The organism is Phenylobacterium sp., assembly GCF_030646615.1.
Lineage (GTDB): Bacteria > Pseudomonadota > Alphaproteobacteria > Caulobacterales > Caulobacteraceae > Phenylobacterium.
Genome location: NZ_JAUSLG010000047.1, coordinates 63,327 through 83,609, shown reverse-complemented (window position 1 = coordinate 83,609; position 20,283 = coordinate 63,327). Strand labels below are relative to the sequence as shown.

General features: G+C 69.2%; 19 protein-coding genes. 8 read left to right on the top strand and 11 right to left on the bottom strand.

All coding sequences use genetic code 11. The annotated features are described in order from the left end of the window. Positions 1 to 80: 80 nt before the first annotated feature. Both Q7S93_RS08055 and Q7S93_RS08050 read left to right on the top strand, forming a co-directional pair. Complete coding sequence (locus Q7S93_RS08055) at positions 81 to 2,660, top strand: TonB-dependent receptor (RefSeq protein WP_304713365.1); 2,580 nt, start codon at positions 81 to 83, stop codon at positions 2,658 to 2,660. A gap of 14 nt (positions 2,661 to 2,674) precedes the next feature. Next, the gene (locus Q7S93_RS08050) at positions 2,675 to 3,736 is read left to right on the top strand and encodes a tyrosine-protein phosphatase (protein ID WP_304713364.1); all 1,062 of its coding nucleotides are present in this window, start codon (positions 2,675 to 2,677) and stop codon (positions 3,734 to 3,736) included. A gap of 124 nt (positions 3,737 to 3,860) precedes the next feature. On the opposite strand, the gene Q7S93_RS08045 is transcribed toward Q7S93_RS08050, so the two are convergent. The 6 genes from Q7S93_RS08045 to Q7S93_RS08020 form a co-directional block, all read right to left on the bottom strand. Continuing rightward, the gene (locus Q7S93_RS08045; RefSeq protein ID WP_304713363.1) at positions 3,861 to 5,021 is read right to left on the bottom strand and encodes an alpha-hydroxy-acid oxidizing protein; all 1,161 of its coding nucleotides are present in this window, start codon (positions 5,019 to 5,021) and stop codon (positions 3,861 to 3,863) included. Positions 5,022 to 5,131: 110 nt separating this feature from the next. After that, positions 5,132 to 8,071, bottom strand: coding sequence for an endoglucanase (locus Q7S93_RS08040; RefSeq protein ID WP_304713362.1), 2,940 nt, complete (start codon positions 8,069 to 8,071; stop codon positions 5,132 to 5,134). A 4-nt stretch (positions 8,072 to 8,075) separates the two neighbouring features. Continuing rightward, entirely contained in the window at positions 8,076 to 8,849 is a 774-nt protein-coding gene (locus Q7S93_RS08035) for a MotE family protein (RefSeq protein ID WP_304713361.1), read from the bottom strand. Further along, positions 8,846 to 9,364: a DUF6468 domain-containing protein gene (locus Q7S93_RS08030; RefSeq protein ID WP_304713360.1), complete on the bottom strand. Its 519-nt coding sequence runs from the start codon at positions 9,362 to 9,364 to the stop codon at positions 8,846 to 8,848. Before Q7S93_RS08030 ends, Q7S93_RS08035 begins: the two co-directional genes overlap by 4 nt. Next, a complete protein-coding gene (gene fliM / locus Q7S93_RS08025) occupies positions 9,364 to 10,425 on the bottom strand; it encodes a flagellar motor switch protein FliM (protein ID WP_304713359.1) in 1,062 nt (353 codons plus the stop codon). Before fliM ends, Q7S93_RS08030 begins: the two co-directional genes overlap by 1 nt. A gap of 31 nt (positions 10,426 to 10,456) precedes the next feature. Then, entirely contained in the window at positions 10,457 to 11,071 is a 615-nt protein-coding gene (locus tag Q7S93_RS08020; RefSeq protein WP_304713358.1) for a flagellar basal body-associated FliL family protein, read from the bottom strand. A 216-nt stretch (positions 11,072 to 11,287) separates the two neighbouring features. On the opposite strand from Q7S93_RS08020, the gene flgF reads away from it, so the two are divergent. The 6 genes from flgF to Q7S93_RS07990 all read left to right on the top strand — a co-directional run bounded on the left by flgF (position 11,288) and on the right by Q7S93_RS07990 (position 15,443). Then, positions 11,288 to 12,025: a flagellar basal-body rod protein FlgF gene (flgF, locus tag Q7S93_RS08015; protein WP_304713357.1), complete on the top strand. Its 738-nt coding sequence runs from the start codon at positions 11,288 to 11,290 to the stop codon at positions 12,023 to 12,025. 24 nt (positions 12,026 to 12,049) lie between these two features. Then, positions 12,050 to 12,835 (top strand): flagellar basal-body rod protein FlgG, encoded by a 786-nt coding sequence (flgG, locus tag Q7S93_RS08010; protein ID WP_304713356.1) that lies wholly within the window; start codon positions 12,050 to 12,052, stop codon positions 12,833 to 12,835. 5 nt (positions 12,836 to 12,840) lie between these two features. Further along, positions 12,841 to 13,587, top strand: a complete 747-nt coding sequence (gene flgA / locus Q7S93_RS08005; protein WP_370652104.1) for a flagellar basal body P-ring formation chaperone FlgA — start codon at positions 12,841 to 12,843, stop codon at positions 13,585 to 13,587. Between the two features lie 23 nt (positions 13,588 to 13,610). Beyond that, positions 13,611 to 14,342, top strand: a complete 732-nt coding sequence (gene flgH / locus Q7S93_RS08000; protein WP_304713354.1) for a flagellar basal body L-ring protein FlgH — start codon at positions 13,611 to 13,613, stop codon at positions 14,340 to 14,342. 62 nt (positions 14,343 to 14,404) lie between these two features. Next, positions 14,405 to 14,884, top strand: coding sequence for a hypothetical protein (locus Q7S93_RS07995; protein WP_304713353.1), 480 nt, complete (start codon positions 14,405 to 14,407; stop codon positions 14,882 to 14,884). 46 nt (positions 14,885 to 14,930) lie between these two features. Continuing rightward, positions 14,931 to 15,443: a hypothetical protein gene (locus Q7S93_RS07990; RefSeq protein ID WP_304713352.1), complete on the top strand. Its 513-nt coding sequence runs from the start codon at positions 14,931 to 14,933 to the stop codon at positions 15,441 to 15,443. 28 nt (positions 15,444 to 15,471) lie between these two features. Here Q7S93_RS07990 and dxs read toward each other — a convergent pair whose 3' ends face one another. From dxs to Q7S93_RS07965, 5 genes are all read right to left on the bottom strand, one after another. Beyond that, on the bottom strand, positions 15,472 to 17,388 hold the full coding sequence (gene dxs, locus Q7S93_RS07985) for a 1-deoxy-D-xylulose-5-phosphate synthase (protein ID WP_304713351.1): 1,917 nt from the start codon (positions 17,386 to 17,388) through the stop codon (positions 15,472 to 15,474). A 28-nt stretch (positions 17,389 to 17,416) separates the two neighbouring features. Continuing rightward, positions 17,417 to 18,301: a polyprenyl synthetase family protein gene (locus Q7S93_RS07980; protein ID WP_304713350.1), complete on the bottom strand. Its 885-nt coding sequence runs from the start codon at positions 18,299 to 18,301 to the stop codon at positions 17,417 to 17,419. Further along, positions 18,301 to 18,543 carry an exodeoxyribonuclease VII small subunit gene (locus tag Q7S93_RS07975; protein WP_304713349.1) on the bottom strand — a complete coding sequence of 81 codons (243 nt, stop codon included), beginning with the start codon at positions 18,541 to 18,543 and terminating at the stop codon, positions 18,301 to 18,303. Before Q7S93_RS07975 ends, Q7S93_RS07980 begins: the two co-directional genes overlap by 1 nt. Positions 18,544 to 18,687: 144 nt before the next feature. Next, entirely contained in the window at positions 18,688 to 19,314 is a 627-nt protein-coding gene (locus tag Q7S93_RS07970) for a phosphoglycerate mutase family protein (RefSeq protein WP_304713348.1), read from the bottom strand. Between the two features lie 37 nt (positions 19,315 to 19,351). Further along, on the bottom strand, positions 19,352 to 20,281 hold the full coding sequence (locus Q7S93_RS07965; RefSeq protein ID WP_304713347.1) for a histone deacetylase family protein: 930 nt from the start codon (positions 20,279 to 20,281) through the stop codon (positions 19,352 to 19,354). Positions 20,282 to 20,283: the final 2 nt, after the last annotated feature.

Here is a 20,283-nt window from a genome sequence, read left to right as displayed (position 1 = left end):
AAAGTTTCACGGGACCGTCAAGCTGTACATCCGTTCGAAATGATAGGGCAGCCGCACATTTTCTCGGGTGGGGCAATCTCGTGACTCGCAAACACATTCTCTTCGCGTCGACCCTGATGGGCGGAACGGTTCTCTGGGCGGGCCTGGCCCAGGCGCAGGACGCCCAGGTGGACGAACTGATCGTCACCGGCTCGATCGTCGGCAGCCAACGCGCGGCCATCGCCGAACAGCGCAACGCCGAGAACCTGGTCAGCGTCATCGCCGCCGACACCGTCGGCCAGTTTCCCGACCAGAACTCCGCCGCGGCCCTGGCCCGCATCCCCTCCGTCGCCGTCCAGCGCGACCAGGGCCAGGAGCGCTACATCCAGGTGCGCGGCGCGCCCAACCGCTGGACCAGCGTCTCCATCGATGGGATCAACGCCATCGGCGTGGACGAAGGCGGCGGTCAGCGCGCCTTCCGCTTCGACGCCGTGCCGGCGGTGATCCTCAGCGCCCTTGAGGTCAACAAGTCCCTGACGCCGGATCTTTCGGCCGAAGCCATCGTGGCGCGGGTGAACCTGCGAACCTTCTCGCCCTTCGACAAGGCGGGCTTCGCCCTCTCCGGCGATGTGGGTCTGGGCGAGATGGAGCTCGGCGGCGGCCAGCAGGAGCAGTACGCCGCCCGCGCCTCGTGGTCGGGCGACCAGTTCGGCGTGATCATCGCCGGCTCGCACTACAGCCGCGAACAGGTCACCGACAACCGCGAATTCGCCTATGACGACATAGGGCCGACCATCCTGGATGTCCGCAGCTATCGGCTGGTGCGCGAGAGTAATGGCGGCCTGTTCGGGGTGGAATACCGCCCGAGCGACGATCACCGCCTGTTCGCCAAGAGCCTCTATACCGAGTTCAAGGACAACGAGCAGCGCGACCAGTACGTCTTCCAGCTGAGCTCGGCGCTCAGCGGAACCCGCGGCTTCGACAGCGGCGACCTGGTGGGCGTGCCCTATCGCGGCACCTTCAACGACGGCCACTATGGCAATTCCAACTGGCTCAACACCATTGGCGGCGACCATCAGCTGAATGCGTGGAACGTCGAATGGCGGCTCAACTATACCGAGACCGAGAGCACAACCGAGCTGCCGCTGATCCTGGCCCAGCAGGGCTCCAACCTGCAGCGCGCCTCGCTGACCTATGACAAGAGCGACGCCAAGTTCCCGATCATCTCCCTGGCCACGACCGTCCCGGGCGCGACCGCCGGCAGCTTCGTCAGCGGCGCGCCTCTGTCGGCCCTGAACCAGACGGCCTTCCCGGTGAATATCGCCCTTCCGCTGGAAGGCGCGGTGACCTCGGAGTCCTTCGTCTACAAGCTCGACGCCGCCCGCGAAGCGATGTTCGGCGCCACGCCGGTCACCGTGCGCCTGGGCGCCGAATATGATGACCGCACCGTCAGCGGCAACCTGCTGTCGCAGAGCAACACCCTGGTCCTGCCGGCGCTGCTTCCGCGGATCGGCGCCAGCTTCAGCGCCGCGGACTACGTCACCGACCAGCCCTGGACCTCCGGCTTCGCCCGCGGCTTCGACGTCAACTACATCGACAACAAGGCCATGCGGCAGGACCTGAAGGCCCTGCTCGACCGCCTCCAAGCCGCCGGGCTCTACGATCCGGCCCGGAACAACCCTCCGGAAAGCCTCTACGAAATCGGCGAGAAGCTGCTGGCCGCCTATGGCTCGGCCAGGTGGGAGGTCGGCGCCGCCCAGATCGTCGCCGGCGCCCGGGTGGAGCGGTTCGAACAGACCATCGACGGCTTCCTGACCGCCGGGACGGTGACCACCCCCGTCGCCTATGAGAACGAAGACACCTCGATCTTCCCCAGCATCAATGTGAAGTACGACCTGGACGCCGACACGGTGCTGCGCCTGGCGCTTTCCACCGGCATCGCCCGGCCGTCCTTCGGCACGGTTCGGGCCGGCGCCTCGATCAACGACATCAGCCGCAGCGTCACCGGCGGCAATCCGACCCTGGAGCCGGAACGCACCATCGGCCTCGACGGGGCCTATGAGCGCTACCTGCCGGGCGCGGGCCTGGCCTCGGTCAGCGCCTTCTACCGTTCGGTGGACAATGTGCTCTACGACACGGTCTCAAAGGTCACCGACGACCGCTTCGACGCCACGGGCCTGGACCGGACCGGCTACGACTACACCACCACCCTGAACGGCGGGCGCGGCAAGCTCTACGGCCTGGAACTGGCCTATCTGCAGCAGTTCGAGTTCCTGCCCGGCGCCTGGAGCGGCCTGGGCTTCCAGGGCAATGTCACCTTCCTGAAGGGCGACTTCGAAACCCAGGACGGCGCCACCGAGCAGTTCCCCGGGACCTCGGAGCGGATCCTCAACACCTCGGTCTTCTACGAGAAGTACGGCCTGTCGGCCCGCCTGAGCTACCAGTGGCGCGACGACTGGCAGGACACCATCGGAGGCCTCGGCTCGGGCGAGTTCCGGGCGGCCACCGAAAGCCTGGACCTGTCCCTGCGCTACGCCGTCAACGAGCGCCTGAGCGTGTTCCTCGACGCCAACAACCTCACCGACGAAGTCTATGTCGCCTATGAGGGCTCCGAGCAGTTCCCGACGGAAGTCGAACAGATCGGCGCCCGCTGGATGGCCGGCGTCCGCTTCACCTACTGACCTGGAGACCTCTCATGATGCGATCGATCGCCCGCCGCGGCGCCCTGATTTCCGCCCTCTGGCTTCTGGCTGGGACGTCCCAGGCCGCCATCGTCAACGCCGAGGCCCACCGGGCTCAGGACGGCGCCCTGGCCCTGTCCTGGACCGAGACCAACGGCGCGGCGGTCGACGTCTTCATGGGCCCGAACGCCCAGACATCCCTGGAGGGGATGACCCTGGTCTCCCAGGCCGATGCGGATGGCCGCCACATCCTGGCGCCGGCCTCGGCGGCGGCCCGCCCGTACTTCATCCTCCGGGCGGCGGACGGGACCCGCTATCGCTTGGCCGAGCGGCTGGTCCCGCTGGACGGCGGCATGAACTTCCGCGACGTGGGCGGCTATGAGACCGCCGACGGCCGGTTTGTCCGCTGGGGCAAGATCTATCGCTCGGCCGCCCTGTCGGGCCTGACGCCGCAGGACCTGGAGAAGATCCGCAACCTTGACATCCGGTATGTCTACGACCTGCGCTCGGTGGACGAGCGTCGCTCGGAGCCCACCCGGTGGCCCGACACCGGCGCCACCATGGCCAGCCTCGACTATGAGATGGACATCTCGGCCTTCATGGCCGCCTTCGCCGACGGCCCTTCGGCCGAGAAGGTCCGCGCGGCCATGACGTCCTTCTATCCGGCTGTGGTGGACAGCCATAAGGGCCAGTTCCGCGCCGTCTTCGCCGAACTGCTGGAGGGCGATGAGGGCGCGATCCTCTATCACTGCTCGGCGGGCAAGGACCGCACCGGCGTGCAGACCGCGCTGATCCTCTCGGCCCTGGGCGTGCCGCGGGAAACCGTGATCGAGGACTTCCTGCTGTCCAACCAGCACCACCGGATTTCGGGCGACGCCGGCCCCATGGCCGGCATGCCCGCCGACGTCCTGGAGGTCCTGGGCGGCGTCGAGCGGCCCTATCTCGAGGCCTTCTTCGCCGAGATCGACCGCCGCTATGGCGGCGTCGAGGGCTATCTGGCCGCCGAACTTGAAGTCGACGCCGCCGATATCCAGCGCCTGCGAGACCTCTACACCGAAGAACTCAGCGGCTCCTGATCGTCAATGCGCGTTTGCGCAGAGAAGAACGGAACACGAAGGACGCGAAGGACACAAAGGGCTTGGCGGCTACGCTCTTCGTGTCCTTTGTGACCGGCTTGTCTGAGCCGAGCGCCAGACCGGCCTACAGCCGCCGCACGCCCTCGCGCTTCAGGTCGGCCAGGGTCGGCATGCCGTTCACGGCCATGAAGAGATCGGCCTCGGCCAGGATGCATTTCAGCACGTGGGCGGCGCCGGCCGCGCCGCCCAGGGCCAGGCCATAGACGAAGGGGCGGCCCACGCCCACGGCCGCAGCCCCCATGGCCAACGCCTTGACCACATCGGAGCCCGAACGGATTCCGGAGTCGAACCAGACCGGAACCTCGCCGCTGGCCTTGACCACATCGGGCAGCATGTCGATGGCCGCGATCCCGCCATTGGCCTGACGGCCGCCGTGGTTGGAGCAGTAGATGCCATCGGCGCCCATATCGACGGCCTTGCGGGCGTCATCGGGATGGCAGATGCCCTTCAGGATGATCGGCAGGCTGGTCACCGACTTCAGCCAGGCGATGTCCTCCCACAGCATGGGCCGGCCAAACAGCGAACCCCATAGCGCCACAGCCTCGGCCGGCGATTCTGAGGCGTCCTTGCCGAGCAGTTTCTGAAAGACCGGATCGGCCGTGTAGTTCTTCAGCACGTGTCCGCGCAGCTGCGGGAAGTTGCCGGCGTTCAGGTCCCGGGGACGGAAGCCGGTCACCCAGGTGTCGAGGGTGACGATGATGCCGCGATAGCCGGCCGCCTCGGCCCGGGTGATCAGGCTCTCGGCCAACTCCTTGTTGCGCGGGGTGTAGAGCTGGAAAAAGCCCGGCGTGTCGCCCAGATGCGGCGCCACCTCCTCCATCGTGTCATTGCCCAGGGTGGAGACCACCATCGGCACGCCGGTCAGGGCCGAGGCCTGGGCTGCGGCGATGTCGCCATGCTGGTCCTGGCTGCACATGGCCGTCACGCCGATCGGCGCCATGAACAGGGGCGAATGATAGGTGTGGCCGAACAGATCCGCCGACAGGTCCCGTGTCCCGGTCTCCACCATCATCCGCGGGACCATGCCCCAATGGTGGAAGGCGGCCGCATTCTGGTCCTGGGTGAACTCGTCGCCGCAGCCGCCCTGGACATAGTTCAGCACATGGGCCGGCATGGCCGCCGTGGCGCGCTGGACGAGGGTCGCATAGTCCACGGGAATCCCGGGAAGCACGCCGCGCAGGCCCAGCCCGTAGATTTCGTTCTGGTAGCTCCCGAACTGCGCCATCGCTCCGGCCTCCTCCGCCCTGTTGTGTTTGGCCGACGAAGCCATGGAGGACGGCGGCAGGTCAAAGGATTCGTGATCGGGGGGAGCCTGACGTGGCCGGCGAACCTCAGCTAGCCCTGCTTGGGCGGCGCGCCGGCGTCGGCGGTCTTGGCGGCGGCCGGGGCCGGAGCGGCCTGGCGGAACTTTTCCTTCATGCGCGCGACCCAGCCGGAGAAGGCCTCGTTGTCGGCGGTCATGCGGCCGAACTCGCCGACGCCGATCCGGCCGGTGGCCACGCCGGTCAGGGCCACCCGCAGCGCCTCGGGGTTGCGGGCCTTGTCGAGGAAGGGCGCATAACGACCCTCCATCCGGGCCAGCGCCTCGTCGTCGCCGGCCAGGCTGAAGGCCACCCCGGCCCGCAGCAGCTTGCCCTCGTCCTCGACGGAAAGCGGCGCCGGATTCTTCCACCGCTCGGCCAAGGAGGCCTCGAACAGCTTGCCGGCTTCGGGCCAGTCCTTCTGCTTCCAGACGATCTCGGCGCGCAGGTCGCGGGCCTCGGCCGAGTCGTCCCGGGCCAGCACCTCCAGGGCGTGGTCGAGCCGGCCGAGATCCGAAAGCGCCCGGGCCTCGATCAGGCGGCGATCCCTGTTCAGGGCGGTGGGCAGGACGGTCGAGCGCGAGCCGTTGATGGCGATCAGAGCCTGCTCGGGCCGGCGATCCATCAGGTAGATCAGGGCGAGGTCCGTGGCCACCTGGGCGCGGGGCACCCCGTCCAGGCGGTTGTCCACCTGGTAGGCCAGCAGGTCGGCGGCCTGGTTCAGCAGGTCCACGTCCACCAGCCGGCGGACCAGCCTGCGGACCATCATGTCGCCATCGACCCCGAGCGGCGTGAGGTCCTTGAAGTCGAAGAACAGGGCGAGCGCCTGCACCGGCTCCAGCCCGTCGGCCAGGCCCTCCAGGAACAGGGCGCGGAACGAGGCCGAGAGGTCGGCCTGCAGGCCGATGGCCTCCGGCAGGTCGGGCAAGCGCTGGCCCGCCGAACGCAGGGCCTCCAGGGCCTCGCGATAGCGGCCCTGGGTCAGGTAGAGCCGGCCCAAAGCGCGGATCGTGGCCAGTTCGGTGGCGTCGCCCCGCCAGCGGAACCGCAGGCTATCATAGGCCGCGGCGGCCTGGATCGGGGTGATGGCGCCTTCTTCGAAGCGGATGCGGGTGGCGGCCAGCAGGGCCGGCGCGGCGATATGGTCCAGCGGCGCGGTGGCCACGGCCTGGTAGATCCGAAGCGCCCGCCCGGTCTGGCCTTCCTTCTCGGCCAGCTGGGCCTGCAGCAAGCGCGCCTGGAGCTCCTCGACCGCGTCGGTGTCTTCGTCCAGGGCCATGCGGATGCGGGTGCTGGCCCCGTCCAGGTCGTCCAGGGCGAGCGCGGCCTTGGCGTCGGCCCGGGCGAAGCGGGCGCGCCATACGGCCGGAAACTGGTTGTAGGCGGCAGCCCCGGCGGCGAACTCCCGCCGCGCCTCGGGCCACTGAGCGGTCTCGGCGGCCAGATAGGCCCGCCAGAGGGCCGCCGAGGACTCGTCGGCCAGCACGGGCGAGGAGAAGTCGGCCGCCGCCTCCTTGTAGCGCCGCGCCATGACCCGGGAGATGCCCCGAAGACCGCGGAATTCCGCGTCGTTCAGCAGTTGCGGGTGCTGGCGCGCCACGTCGTTGAGCACGCCGACGGCCTCGAAGGCGAGGTCCGAGCCCACCAAGAAGCGGGCGAGCGCCATGCGGGCGGCCACCTTGCTCTCGGCGCCCTCGATCCCCTCCTCGGCGGCCGCCGTCACCAGGGCGTTATAGCGGGCGAGGAAACCGCCCGAGCCGGTCTTGGGCCAGTTTTCGTAGTCGATCAGGGCCGGCCGGCCGGCCGGCTGCGGGGCGCCGCTGGGGACTTCCCGACGGTTGGCGATGGCCGAGGGCGACGACAGCGCCAGGCCGGCCGGCCGGCCGATGGCCACCAGGTCCCCCTGGCGCGTGAGGGTGATGTCCTCGGCGAAGCTCTCCATCGCCAGGCCCTGGACCGAGGGCAGCAGGGACATCTGCACGAACTCGCGGCGCGATATCAGCCCCTTGGGCGGGCCAAGCGCCGTGGCGACGGTCAGCGTGTCGCCGACCATGGGGTCGGGAATGCGGACGATGCGGGTGACCCCGGAGACCGCCGCGGTCAAGGACGCCGGGCCGCCGGTCTCGTCACGGCGCACGCGGATCGGAGTCGGCTGGGCCTGGGCGCCCGGACCCAGGGCCACCGTCCAGGTGGCGCCCTCGCTGATCACGAACACCGGGGTGTTCACGGGACTTGAGATGCGGACGGCGGAATAGTCGGGGCCGCGGAAGGCCTCCATCCGGCCGAACTGGCGAAGGCCTCGCGGCGCGCGGGCGACGTCCAGGCGAGCGGGGGCGTCGAACACCACCCAGACGGCGTCGCCCCGGCGGAACACCGCCGCCCCGGCCGGCGCAGCCCAGGGGAAGCTGAGCAGCACCTGGGCGCCCTGCAGCTTGGCGTCCAGGCGCACCACGCCATCGGCAGGGACCGGATTAGCCCGGACCGGCTCGGGGTCCAGGGCCGCAGCGGGGGTGGGGGTCGGCTGGCCTGGAGCAGGCGCAACCGGCGTCTCGGCCACCTCCGACGGCGGGAAGATGTTGACGAAGGCCGCCCCATCGGCCTGACCCACCCGGGCTTCGGCGCCCTCCTCCAGGGTCAGGTCCAACTCCAGGACGCCGCCCACATGGCGGGCCTCGGCGCTCTTCAGCCATTTGGGCGGGGAGACCCGCAGCCGCGTCATGTCCGGCTCGGCGTCGCGGCTGAAGCGCAGGGTCAGCACCTGGCCGACCTGGCGGCTGGTCATGCGGGCCTGGCCGCGCCATTGGAACTCGATGCGGGAGAAGCCCCGCGCCTGGGCGACACGGACCTGCAGCGGGTTCGCCGCCGACGCCGCCTTGGCGGGCGCCGCCGTCTGGGCCGACAGACCCGCCGGGGCGGCCGTGGCGGCGATACAGGCCGCTGCGACGCCGGTATGGAGGGCCCGCCGGAGGTTCACGGGGTCAGGCGCCGGCCTTGGCCGCCGGAGCGGCGGCGGGTGCGGCAGGGGCTGCGGCGGCGGCCTGGGCCTCGGTCTTCTCCAGGGCCTGGCCGAGGGTGCGGGCGGTGTCGAAGCGGCTGGCCAGGCTTTCGGTCAGCTTCTTGGCCTCGTTCGGCGGCATGGCCGCCAGCATGGCCGAGAGCGCGCGCTCCTTCATCGCCGCGGCGATGGGCAGGCGCACGGAGTCGTCCAGTACGGTCATGCGGGCTGCGGAGTCTTTCGGCTTCATGGCCTCGAAGACCTTGACCATCCGGGCGACCTCGGCGTTTTCCGCTGCATCGGCCTGGCCCATCAGGCCTTCGATATCGCTCTTCAGGCCGTTCAGCGCCTTGACCTTGGCGTCCAGCTTGGCTTCGGCCGCAGCCATCAGGGCGAGCTGGGTCTCCATGGACTGCTCGCGAGCGTCCAGTTGGCCGCGGCGCTCGCCGAGGCTCTGCAGCACCTGCAGCTCGGCCGGCGATAGGCCCGCCTCCCGGGCGAGTTCGGCCGCCGTCGGCGCGCAGGCCTGGACGGGCTTGGGGATCGAAGACGTCGCGGCGGCGTCCGCGCCCTCCCCCGTCGGGGCGACGGCGGTTTCGGACTTTTCGGCCGCCGCCTGGCCCACGGCCTCTTCGGCGAAGGCCCGGGCGCCGGAGACCAGTTCCGGCAGGGACTGGGCGCCGGCGAGCGCATTGACCAGCAGGACGCCGCCGATGGCGACGCCGACGATGGGCAGGATGCGGGGAACAGACTTCATCGGCGGGCCCTGCGCAGGTCGCCCGCGCCAGCGGCGTCGGGACTGTCGAACAGATCGTCTTCCAAGGCCCGCGCCATCCGCGAGACGGGCTGGCCGATCGGACGGGACAGGGGCCGGGCGGCGCGTTCCGGCTCTGCCCGCGGACGGGCGGGACGTAGCTCATGGGCGCCCGACAGCAGAGACCCCAGCCGACGTTCGGCGGCGCGCTCGGCCTCTTCGGCCTGATGCAGGGCCGGGCCTTCCTTGATCTGCCGTTCCAGGCGGGTGGAGAGCTGGCGGGCCTCGGACACCCGGTCGCCCAGGGTTTCGGCGGCCTCGTCGGTGGCGGCGCGCAGATCGGCCAGGCCCTGTTCGGCCCGCCGGGCGGCGGCGTCCAGGTCGGCCACGGCCTGGGCGAAGCCCTCATGGCTGTCGCGCAGGGCCTTGAGCCGGCGGTTCAGCCGCCAGCCCATGACCAGGGCCGCGGCCAGGAGCACCGCCAGAAGCAGATTCATGGAGATCGCCACCAGACTCATCAGATCCTCTGCACGGCTTTGCGGGCCTGCGGCGAGAGCGGAGCCTCGACGCGGACGGCGATGTTGTGATTGCGGCGGCCCATATGGCCGCGGGTCAGGGGGATGGTCCCCGCCCTCAGCTCCACCGGCGATTCCGGGGTGGCGTTGAGGGTGATGGTGTCGCCGACCTGCAGGTTCAGGAGCTGCTGCAGCGGAATTTGCAGTTCATCCAGGACGCAGCGGACCTCCATCTGGGTGGTCCAGAGCTCGGTGGCCAGGTGGCCCTCCCAGATGTTGTCGCGGCCGAACTTCTCGCCCATGAACTGCTGCAGCAGCATCTTGCGGATGGGCTCAAGGGTCGCATAGGGCAGCAAGAGCTCGATGCGTCCGCCGCGGTCTTCCATGTCGATGCGCAGCTTCACCAGGATGGCGGCGTTGGCCGGCCGGGCGATGGCGGCGAAGCGGGGATTGGTCTCCAGCCGGTCGAGCACGAACGAGACCGGCGTCAGAGGCTCGAAGGCGGCCCGTGCATCGGCCAGCACGACCTCGACCATCCGCTGGACCAGCACCCGCTCGATGGTGGTGTAGGGCCGGCCTTCGATCCGCATGGCCGCGGTGCCGCGACGCCCGCCCAGCAGCACGTCGACGATGGAATAGATCAGGTTCGAATCGACCGTCAGCAGGCCGTAATTCTCCAGCTCCTCGGCCTTGAACACCGCCAGGATGGCCGGCAGCGGGATAGAGTTCAGATAGTCGCCGAAGCGGATCGACGAGATGTTGTCGAGGCTGACCTCGACATTGTCCGAGGTGAAGTTGCGCAGGGACGTCGTCATCAGCCGCACCAGGCGATCGAAGACGATCTCCAGCATCGGCAGGCGCTCGTAGGACACCAGGGCCGAATTGATGATGGCGCGGATGCCCGTCCGCTCCGACGACTCATCGTCGGACAGATCGAAGCCCAGCAGGCTGTCGATCTCATCCTGATTGAGGATGCGCTCGGCCCCGGCGAAGGGATCGGCCTCGGCCGACGCACCCCAGGCGTCGGGTGCGTTTTCCTCAGTGATGTCGCTGTCGTCTGCCATGGCGAAAGCTCAACCGTCCGCAAGCTGCGGATCAGTTGATGAGCATCTCCTCGATCAGGACGGCGTTCACCTTGGCGGGCGCGATCACCAGATTGACCCGGCGCAGGATCTCCATCCGCAGCTGGTAGCTGCCCTGGCTGCCTGACAGGTCTTCGGGCCGAAGCTCGCGCAGGAAGGTCTGGAACATGTCCTGCAGGCGCGGAAGGTTCGGATTCAGCTGCTCGGTCACCGTGCCGTCCGGCAGCTCCAGGGTCAGCTTCAGCTTGAGGAAGGTCGCCTTGCCCTCGGCGGTCTGCATGTTCACGACGATGTCGGGCAGGGTGTAGAAGACCACGCCCTCGGGACCCGGCCGGATCACCGCGGGGCTTTCGGGCGCCTCGGCGTGCTCGCCGTCCTTGCCCTTCTTATCCTTTTTTTCCTTGCCGTGGTCGGCCTTCTCGGCGTGAGCGGCGTCGCCCTCCGCCGCCGGCTTGGGCTTGAGGAAGATGAAGGCCGCCGCCCCGCCGCCGCCCAGCACCACGAGGGCGCCGACGCCGCCAATGATCAGAAGCTTGAGCGGAAGCTTCTTCTTGGCAGGCGCGCCTTCGCCGTCTTCAGCGCCTTCAGCGCCGTCCTCGGGGGCTTCCTTGACCTTTTTCTTGGCCACGCGCGCGGCTCCTTAGACTCTTGCGCCTCAGCCATGCCAGAGCGGTGGTTAAGGATAGGTTTTTACACCTGTTAACGGCGGCCGATCCTGCCCGGCAAAATCCGCCAGAGGGCGAAAATTAACCTTCTTAGCCGTTGTTTTGTTTGATATTTTCAGGTGGCCCGAAGCTTGCATGACCCAGGTGGACAATCATGTCGCACCCAGGGAGGCGAGCGGATGGACAATGCGGTTTATGTCGGCCTGTCGCGCCAGATGGTCCTGCGGCGCGAGTTGGACATCATCGCCAACAACGTGGCCAATGCCGACACGGTGGGCTTCAAGGTCGAGTCCCTGATGGCCCGCACCGAGCCCAAGGCGCCGGCCTCCAATGACGGCGCGCCAAGGCCGGTGAAGTTCGTCCTCGACGGCGGCGTGGCCCGCGACTTTGGTCAGGGCGGCCTGTTCACCACCGGATCTGACCTGGACCTGGGGATCGAGGGCGAAGGCTTCTTCGAAATCGTCACCGACGATGGCCCCCGCTACACCCGGGATGGCCGCTTCCGTCTGGACGAACTGGGCCGCATCACCACCCAGGGCGGACAGCCCCTGGCGGGAGATGGCGGCGGCGAGATCGTCATCAATCCCGAAGAGGGCAAGGTCACCATCGCCAAGGACGGCACGATCAGCCAGGGCGAGAACATCATCGGCCGGGTGGCCGTGGTGCGGTTCGACGACCTCTCGGTTCTGGAAAAGACCGGCGACAACCTGCTGCGCAACACCGCCAACCTCGCCCCCGCCCAGGCCCCCGACGTGCGGATGCACCAGGGCATGCTGGAAAGCTCCAACGTCAAACCCATCCTGGAGATCACCCGGCTGATCGAGGTCACCCGGGCCTATGAGAGCATCACCAAGATGATGGAATCCTCCGCCGACCTGTCCCGCCGCGCTGTCGAGCGCATGGGCCGCGCGAACTAGAGTTCTTAGAGAAGGTCTTCACCCATGCAGGCACTTCGTACCGCCGCAACGGGCATGTCCGCCCAGCAGCTGAACGTCGAGGTCATCTCGAACAACATCGCCAACATGAACACGGTGGGCTTCAAGAAGCAGCGCGCCGAGTTCCAGGACCTGCTCTATCACACCATGGAACGGGCCGGCGCCATGGCCGCCGAGGGCGCCATCGTGCCCACCGGCGTGCAGATCGGCGGCGGGGTGAAGGCCGGTTCGGTCTATCGCATCACCGAGCAGGGCGCGGTCACTCAAACCGGCAACCCCTATGACCTCGCCATCGAGGGCCGTGGCTTCTTCCAGGTGCTGATGCCCTCCGGCGAGACCGCCTATACCCGGGCCGGCAACCTGTCGCTCAACGCCGACGGCCTGCTGGTGACGGAGGACGGCTATACGATCCAGCCGGCGATCAATGTGCCCAATGACGCGACCTCGATCTCGGTCTCGAAGACCGGCCAGGTCCAGGCGGTTCGTGCGGGCCAGACCGAGACTGAGGTGGTCGGCCAGATCGAGCTGGCCAACTTCGTCAACGAGGCCGGCCTGAGCGCCATCGGCGACAATCTGCTGATGGAGACGGCCGCCTCCGGCCCCGCCAATGTCGGCGCGCCTGGGATCGACGGCTTCGGCAACCTGCTGCAGGGCTATACCGAGGCCTCCAATGTCGATGCGGTGACCGAGATCACCTCCCTGATCGTCGCCCAGCGGGCCTATGAGATGAACTCCAAGGTCATCTCGGCGGCTGACGAGATGCTGCAGGCCGCCAATTCGGTGAAGTCATGATGAGCCTGCGCCGTCTCAGCCTCGCCGCCGGCCTCTGGCTTGGCCTCGCCGCCGCCGCCCAGGCCGGCCAGCCGGTCAACCTCAAGGCCGAAACCGCCGACTCCGATGGGATCGTCACCTTGGGCGACCTGTTCGACGGGGCCGGCTCGGCGGCCGATGTGCGCGTGGCGGCCAAGCCCGGCCTCACCGTCGTGCTCGACGCCGGCGCGGTGCAGCAACTGGCCCGTCGGGCGGGCCTCGACTGGGCCAACGCCGAGGGCGTCCGCCGCATCATCGTCCGTTCCGGCGCCGACGGCGGGGCCTCGGCTACCGTGGCGCGGACCGGCAATGTCGAGGTGCTGACCTATGCCCGCAGCCTCTCCACCGGCGAGATCGTCCAGCCCGAGGACCTGATCTGGGCCAAGGCCGCCCTGGCGCCCAGCGACGCGCCTCATGACGCCGACCAGGTGGTCGGCCTCTCGGCCCGCCGCCCGTTGCGCGCCGGCTCGGCGGTGTCGGGGCGCGATGTCAGCGCCCCCCAGGTGATCGCCACGGGCGACATCATCACCCTGACCTATGAGGCCGCCGGCATGGTGCTGAGCGCCAAGGCCAAGGCCATGGGCCGGGCCACGATCGGCGAAGGCTTCGCCGCCCAGAACCTCAGCTCCAAACGCACCATCCAGGCCGTGGCCACCGGACCTGGCCAGGCCGCGGTCGGTCCCGCCGCCGACCAGATTCAGGCCGCTCCGGCCACCCGCTACGCCCTGCGTTGACCCGCAAACAGAGAGATCGCGCCATGCGCCTCGCCACCCTCGCCCTCCTCGCCCTGCTGCCGCTCGGCGCCTGCTCCACCGTCCATGAGGCCGTCGCCGGCCCCGACCTGACGCCGGTGCGCTATCCCGCCGCCCTGGTTCCGCAGCAGCAGATGATCCTGACCTCGGCCAACCAGCCCATGCCGACCCCGGCCTCGGCCAACTCCCTGTGGCGCAGCGGCGCCCGGGCCTTCTTCCTGGACCAGCGGGCCAACCGCGTGGGCGACATCGTGACCGTCCAGATCGACATCGACGATCGCGCCCAGACCTCCAACGCCAGCACCAGCAGCCGCAGCGGCGGCGTCTCGGCCGGCGTGCCCAACTTCCTGGGCCTGGAGTCGAGCCTCGGCCGCATCCTGCCGGGCGGCTTCGACCCGGCCAACGCCATCTCCACCAAATCCTCGTCCAGCAATACCGGCTCGGGCTCGGTCTCCCGGTCAGAAAAGATAAGCCTGACGGTCGCCGCCGTGGTCACCGCCGTGCTGCCCAACGGCAATATGATGATCCAGGCCACCCAGGAGGTCCGGACCAACAACGAGGTTCGCCAGCTGTCGGTGGCCGGCATCATCCGGCCGGAGGACATCACCTCGTCCAACACCATCCGCCATTCCCAGATCGCCGAAGCGCGCATCAGCTATGGCGGTCGTGGCGATATCAGCCGCGTGCAGAAAACGCCGGCCGGCCAGTCCCTGGTGGAAACCTTCTCGCCCTTCTGAACCCAAACTGGTGAACCCTGGGCCGGGGCCGGCGTTGTCTTTCTCGAAGGAGACGCCGGACCATGCGCACCCGTTCGATCTTTGGCCTGTCCGCAGCCCTCGTTATCGCGGCGGCCTGCGCCCACCAGACCACCGAGACCCGGACAAGCATGAGCTGGGCCTTCAACCAGACCCAGAGCGAGGGCCTGAAGCTGGTCTATGGAGAGCCCCTCTCGGACAATGTGCTGGTCATGCTGAGCTGCCAGCCGCGGTCAGGCCAGGTGGAGGTGGCGGTCACGACATCGGACACCGCGTCGGCCGGCGTCGCCCTGGCCTCGCAGAGCGAGCGCTTTGAAATGACCAGCCCCGCAGGACCCACCCCGATCCAGGGCGTCGGCGTCGTGATGGAGACCGCGGCGGCCGACACGCCCGCCCTGCGCAGCTTCGCCCGCACCGGGGATCTCAACGTCCGGACAACGGGCCGCACCGTCTCGGCCCCGGCCCTGGCCGGCGATCGCGCCAAGGTGGCCGACTTCTTTGGCCAGTGTGGCCAACCGGTCTGATTGGGAAGGACTGGAGCCGGCGCCGGCTGGCCGCTAAGCTGGCGCCATGACCCGTCTGTCGATCAAATCCCTGTCCGCGCTCGGCCTTCTGGCGCTCATCCCCGCCCTGCCGGCGAGCGCTCAGGAGCCGACCTGGATTCTGCGGTCGGACTCTGACCCCGCCGAGCTGGGCTATGCGACCCTGGACGGACAGGCGGTGACCCTGGCCCTGAGCTGCGCCAAGGACAGCCGCCAGATCGTCGCCTATTTCACCGCGGCGCGAACCCTGGCGGTCCGCCACGAGAACGGCCGATGGGTCGATGATGTGGGCCGCGCCCCGCCCTGGCCAGTCAGCGTCACCCTGAGTTCCGGCGATCAGGCCACCACCATTCCGGGCCAGGCCAGCGTCGGGTCTTCGCCGCAGGGGTCTGCGGTCCGCGTGGAGTTCGCCGATCGCGCCCCGGTCGCCGAGAATTTCGCCAAGACCGGCGAGCTCAGCCTGGCGGCCCTGGGCAGCGTCATCGCGCCGCCCGCCGCGCCCCGCCGGGAACTCAGAAGCTTCCTGCGCTACTGCCGCTGATCAGCTCGGCTTGATCAGGCCAGCCTGATCAGGCCCGGCGGCCGGCCGCCGCCACGATATCGGCGCCCAGGGCCGAAAGGGCCGTGCGCACGATGCCCTCGGCGTCGAGCCCGGCCTGGGCGTACATCAGCTCGGGCTTGTCGTGATCCTGGAAGATGTCGGGCAGGGTCAGGGTGCGGACCTTGAGGCCGGCGTCCAGGGCGCCGTGGCGGGCCAGCGCCTCCAGCACGAAGGCCCCGAATCCGCCCATGGCGCCTTCTTCCACCGTGATCAGGGCCTCGTGCTCGCGGGCCAGGCGCAGGATCAGGTCGATATCCAGGGGCTTGGCGAAACGGGCGTCGGCGACGGTGGTGGAAAGCCCGCGGGCGCCCAGCATGTCGGCGGCCTTCAGGCATTCGGGCAGGCGGGCGCCGAACGACAGCAGCGCCACGGCCGTACCTTCGCGCACGATGCGCCCCTTACCGATCTCCAGGGGCGCGGCGAAATCGGGAATGGCCACGCCGGACCCCTCCCCCCGCGGATAGCGGAAGGCGCTGGGCCGGTCGTCGATGGCCACCGATGTGGCGACCATATGGGCCAGTTCAGCCTCGTCAGCGGCGGCCATCAGCACCATGCCCGGCAGGGCGCCCATGAAGCCCACATCGAAGGAGCCGGCATGGGTGGGGCCGTCAGCGCCCACCAGGCCCGCCCGGTCGATGGCGAAGCGCACGGGCAGGCCCTGGATGGCCACGTCGTGGACCACCTGGTCGTAGCCGCGCTGCAGGAAGGTGGAATAGATGGCCGCGAACGGCTTCATGCCGTCGGCGGCGAGGCCGGCGGCGAAGGTCACCGCATGCTGCTCGGCGATGCCCACATCATAGGTGCGATCCGGGAAGGCCTGGCCGAACAGGTCGAGCCCCGTACCCGAGGGCATGGCCGCGGTGATGGCGCAGATGGTCGGGTCGCGCTGCGCCTGCTTGACCAGCTCGGTGGCGAACACCTTGGTGTAGCTGGGCGCCTTGGCCTGGGCCTTGGCCTGCTGGCCGGTGACCACGTCGAACTTGACCACGGCGTGGTGCTTGTCGGCGGCGCTCTCGGCCGGGGCGTAGCCCTTGCCCTTCTGCGTCACCACGTGGACCAGCACCGGGCGATCGACAATATCCCGGGCGTTCTTCAGCACCGCCACCAGGGCTTCCATGTCGTGGCCGTCGATGGGGCCGACATAGTAGAAGCCCAGCTCTTCGAACAGGGTGCCGCCGGTGACCATGCCGCGGGCATATTCCTCGGCCTTGCGGGCGGCTTCCTGGATCGGTCGCGGGAAGGCCTTGGCCACCGACTTGCCGAGATTGCGCAGGGACTGGTAGCCGCCGCCGGACACCAGCCGGGCCATATAGGCGCTCATCCCGCCCACGGGTGGGGCGATGGACATGTCGTTGTCGTTGAGGACGACGGTCAGTTGCTTGGTGGTCTCGGCCGCGTTGTTCATGGCCTCATAGGCCATGCCGGCGCTCATGGAGCCGTCGCCGATCACCGCCACCACGCGGTTGTCGCGGCCGGCCTGATCGCGGGCCGCGCAGAAGCCGAGCGCCGCGGAGATCGAGGTCGAGGCGTGGGCCGCGCCGAAGGGGTCGTATTCGCTCTCGGCGCGCTTGGTGAAGCCCGACAGACCGCCCCCCTGTCGCAGGGTGCGGATGCGGTCCCGGCGGCCGGTGAGAATCTTGTGCGGATAGGCCTGGTGGCCGACATCCCAGATCAGGATGTCCTTGGGCGTCTCATAGACGTGGTGCAGCGCGACCGTCAGCTCGACCACGCCCAGGCCCGCGCCCAGGTGGCCGCCGGTCTGGGAGACCGCGTCGATGGTCTCGGTGCGGAGCTCGTCCGCCAGTTGCTGGAGGGCCGAGACTCCATAGCCCCGGATGTCGACGGGGGCGGAAACCTGGTCCAGCAGAGGTGTCTTCGAGGACATGAAGTGAGGCAAACAACTGATGCGGGGACTAGTTTCGGCGCTGTAACACGAAATCGACGCTCGCCCGCAGGAAATCAGCCTGTGGGCCGAACGGATCGAGGTGTGACTTGGTCTGTTCCACCAGGATGTTCAGCCGCTCCCGCGCCGCGCCGGCGCCCAGCAGGGTCACGTAGTTGGCCTTGCCCATGGCGGCGTCCTTGCCGGCGCGCTTGCCCATCAGATCGGGGTCGCCCTCGGCGTCCAGCAGATCGTCGACGATCTGATAGGCCAGGCCCAGATCCTGGGCGAAGGCCATCAGGGCATGGCGCTCGGCCTCGCCGGAATGGGCCATGACCAGGGGCAGTTCGAAGGCGCAGGCGATCAGGGCGCCGGTCTTCATCCGCTGCATCCGGGCCACCGCGCCCAGGTCGTCGCGCACGCCGAGCAGGTCGATCATCTGGCCGCCGCACATCCCCCGGGCGCCGCTGGCGAAGGCCAGCCGCATCACCATCTCCCCGCGGACGGCGGCGTCCGGATGGCTGTCGGGGTGGGCGAGGATTTCGAAGGCCGCCGCCTGCAGGGCGTCGCCGGCCAGGATGGCGGTGGCCTCGTCATAGGCCTTGTGCACGGTGGGACGGCCGTGACGCAGGTCATCGTCGTCCATGGCCGGCAGGTCGTCATGGATCAGGCTGTAGGCGTGGATGCACTCCAGGGCGCAGGCCGCCCGCAGCAGCGGCCGTTCCTCAAGCTCGAACATCCGCCCGGTCTCGAGCACGAAATAGGGCCGCAGGCGTTTGCCGGGGCCAAGGGCGCCATAGCGCATGGCCTCGGTCAGGCGCGATTCGGGGCCGTCGGCCCGGGGCAACAGCTCGTCGAGGGCGACGGTGACCAGGTCTGCGGCCTCGGCCACGCGACGCTCGACGGACAAGGCCATCAGCTGAACTCGGCCGGCTCGGCTGAGGGAGTCCCTTGGGCCCCGACCACGATCTTCTCGACCCGCAGGCGCGCGGCCTCCAGACGCGCCTCGCAGTGCGCCTTGAGCTGGGCGCCCCGCTCATAGAGCCTGATGGAATCGTCCAGGGCCGCCTGGCCGGATTCCAGCTTGGCGACGATGCCTTCCAGCTCGGCCAGGGCCTGCTCGAAGGTCAGGGTTTGGATGTCGTCGATCTCGGCCATTTCGCTCCTCGGGAGAAGCGCCAACCTAGAGAGGCGAGACGGCGCCCGCAACGGGCGACCCGCGGCTTTGGTCCAGGGCCCCGCTCTACACTCCAAGTCTTGAGCGCGTTTTGATCAGATGGTTCCCACTTATCGGAACGCGCTCTAAGGGCGCTCGAAGCGGCGCATGGACCAGTACTTGTAGCCCTCGCTCACCACCACCCGCCAGCCCCGCTGGCGCAGCGCCCGGCCGATCATGAAGTTGAAGAAGCCATGGGCCAGCAACACCACGTCGTGACCTTCCTCGGCCGAGGCGATCAGCCGGTCGGCGGCCTGGTCAGCGCGGCTCTCGGCCTGGCGACGGGTCTCCTCCCCCTCATGGTGGTTGAGGAACCACCACCAGACGCGGGCGAGGAATCCCCAGATGGACGGCGTCAGGCGGATGAAGCCCGGCAGGTTGGGGGGCGGCAGCGGCGCCTCGACAAAGATCGCGTCGCTGTCGAAGGCTCGCCCCTGGGTCAGGGCGATCGCCGTCTCGATGGAGCGCTGGCGGGTCGAGGAGAGCACCAGCCCGGCCTCGGCGACAAAGCTCACCAGGGCCTGGGGCGGGATCTGCCCCGGCAGGATGCCCAGCACTTCGTACTTGGCCCAGAACTGCCGATAGCCCTCGGCGTTGATCCAGATCTTGCGGCTGATGGCCGGCTCGCCATGCCGGGCCAGGATGATGGCGCCCGGACGCCGGGGCGCTGTGGCCCCGGGAGGCTGAGACTCGACGGTCAATGAAGCGGCCATGTCATCCCAGGTTTCGCGCCAAGTCCGCGGCGCGCCCTCACCCCCCTTGCAGGGCCAAGACGTGCGCGACCGCCGACCGGCCTAGAGCCTCAAGGTCGTATCCGCCCTCGAGCGCCGACACAACCCGGCCCCGGGCGCTGACCTGCGCAACGGCGACGATCTGTTCGGTGGCCCAGCCATAGTCCTGCGCCTCCAGCTGCTGGCCGCCCACGCCGCCGCCCAGGGGATCGTGCCGATGGGCGTCGAATCCGGCCGAGACCAGGATCAGGTCCGGGGCGAACACCGCCACCCGCTCCATCAGGCCGGTAAATGCCGTCCGCCAGCCCGCCGAGCCGCCGCCGGCCGGCGAGACGGCGTTGACCACATTGGCCGCCACCACCTCGTCGAAATGGCCGGTGCCGGGCCAAAGCGGCCATTGCTGAAGCGAGACGAAGAGAATGTCGGGCCGGCCCGCCAGGGCGGCCTGGGTCCCGTTCCCGTGATGGACGTCGAAATCCACCACCGCCACCCGCTTCAGCCCCGCCGCCTGGGCGACCAGGGCGGCGATGGCCACATTGGAAAAGATGCAGAAACCCATGGCGGCGCCCGGCTCGGCGTGATGGCCCGGCGGTCGTACGGCGCAGAAGGCCCGGGCGAACTGGCCCGCGGCGACGTCGCGCACGGCGGCCACGACGGCGCCCGCCGCCCGGCGCGCCGCCAGCAGGGAGCCCGGCGACATCACCGTGTCCTCGTCCAGCCGCACCTGGCCCGCGCGGGGCGCGGCGGCGAAGATCCGCTCCACATAGGCTGCGTCGTGCACCCGCAGCAGATCGGCCCGCTCGACCAGCGGCGCGTCCCGGGGCTCGACGTCCAGGTCCGGCTCGGCTTCCAGGGCCTCGATGACGGCGGCCAGACGTTCGGGGCGCTCAGGGTGATCCTCCCCCGGGCGGTGGTCGAGCATGTCCTCATGCGTATAAAGACCGATCATGG